This is a genomic window from Bradyrhizobium sp. Kon69 (assembly GCF_055807515.1).
Map to the genome: position 1 here is coordinate 1 of NZ_JBVVOS010000518.1, position 245 is coordinate 245.

1 protein-coding gene is annotated in these 245 nt (G+C 68.2%); it reads left to right on the plus strand.

Annotation, left to right across the window (positions count from 1 at the left end; translation table 11 throughout):
- Positions 1-245 (plus strand): hypothetical protein (locus AC0L3U_RS40020; RefSeq protein ID WP_473365214.1); only part of this gene is annotated, 245 nt, incomplete at both ends.

Here is a 245-nt window from a genome sequence, read left to right on the forward strand (position 1 = left end):
GTCAGCGGCGCCGGCAACGCGCTGGACCACGAGACGATCACGAATGCGAGCACCGGCACGATCGAAGTGCTGGCGAATGGCGCGCTGACGATCGATCAGGGCTCGACGGTTGCGAATGCCGGCAACGTCACGGTGGACGCCACCGGCAAGCTGACGGTGAACGGGGCCACGATCAGCGGCACCGGTACGGTTACGGGCAGCGGCGAGATCGACCTGACCGGCGCTGCGGTGCTGAGCGGCGGCAT